The organism is Sandaracinobacteroides sp., assembly GCF_057137845.1.
Genome location: NZ_DBNHFX010000154.1, coordinates 1 through 1,159 on the forward strand (window position 1 = coordinate 1; position 1,159 = coordinate 1,159).

Genomic DNA, 1,159 nt, shown 5'->3' on the forward strand with positions numbered 1-1,159 from the left:
CGGTTACGCCGCGCACCAGTTGCTGCATCAGCACCGACTTCCCGACGCCGCTGCCGGCGATCAGGCCGACGCGCTGGCCGCGCCCCAGCGTCAGCAGGCCGTCGATTGCGCGCACGCCGCTGGCCAGCGGTTCGGTGACTTCGGCCCGGTCGAGCGGCGGTAACGGCCGGCCGCCCAGCGGCCAGCCGTTGTCCGTGGGTAAGGCGCCGCGTCCGTCGATCGGTTCACCGTGGGCGCCGCTTACCCGCCCGAACAACGCGCTGCCGACGCCCACATCATTTGCCTGCGCCAGCAGCCACGCGCGCGCGCCGGGGGCGACGGCGGCATTGCCAAGCGCCATCAGCAGCAGGCGGTCGCCGCGAAAGCCGATGACTTCCGCCTGCACCGGACTTTCCGCCGTGTCGATCGCAACGATCGCGCCGACCGGCGCTTCCAGCCCCTCCATCTGCATCAGCAGGCCTTCGCAGGCGGTAACGCGGCCCGCCCGCGCCGCGCTGAAGCTGGCGGCGCGCAGGCGCGTTGCTGCGCTGTTTGCGGCGGCGGCGATCAGGCCCGCGTTCATGGCGCAAGATCCAGCAGTTGCCCGAGGCGAGCGGAAAGCGAAGCGCGCTGCAAGGCCGGGCCGCACTCGGCCTCGACCACGCCGGGGGCAAGGCCGTCGCGCGCAGCCACTTCCCAGCCGGGGGGCAGGATTTCCGCGCACGGGGCCAGCACATCTGCCGCGACGAACAGCGTGCCCCTGGGCAGCCCTGCCGTTGCTTCGGCGATCAGGCTGCGAAGCGTGGCTTCCGCGATCGGCGGCAGGGCAGCAAGCACCACGCCCATTGTCGTGAACGACAGCGACGCCAGTGCATCGGCAAAGCACGCCTCGATTGCATATGCTGCCGATGCCGCGAGTTCGGCGTGCTGCCGGGTTGCGCTCTCGTGCGAGGCGCGCTCGTTCGCAAGCTGAAGGCGAAGTGCCGCCACTTCGGCTGCCCATGTCGCGTTGGCTTCGGCGCGGGCTTCGGCGCGGGCTGCTTCCAGCGCTTTCGTGTCTGGCGGTGCGGGCCGCGGCGGCCGGGCGGACGGAGGCACGCCCAGCAGCGCCCGCAGCGGCGCAGCGCAGACGGCAAGGCCTGCCTCAGACATAATCCGCCCCCTTGCCGGGCAGGGTGAT

1 protein-coding gene and 1 pseudogene are annotated in these 1,159 nt (G+C 72.0%); both read right to left on the bottom strand.

All coding sequences use genetic code 11. The features are described from left to right. Nucleotides 1-562 (bottom strand): annotated as a pseudogene (gene fliI / locus AC16JP_RS08905) (flagellum-specific ATP synthase FliI); the annotation flags it as partial. Beyond that, entirely contained in the window at nt 559-1,131 is a 573-nt protein-coding gene (locus AC16JP_RS08910; RefSeq protein ID WP_484340260.1) for a hypothetical protein, read from the bottom strand. The gene AC16JP_RS08910 and the pseudogene fliI, both read right to left, overlap by 4 nt. Nucleotides 1,132-1,159 lie beyond the last annotated feature (28 nt).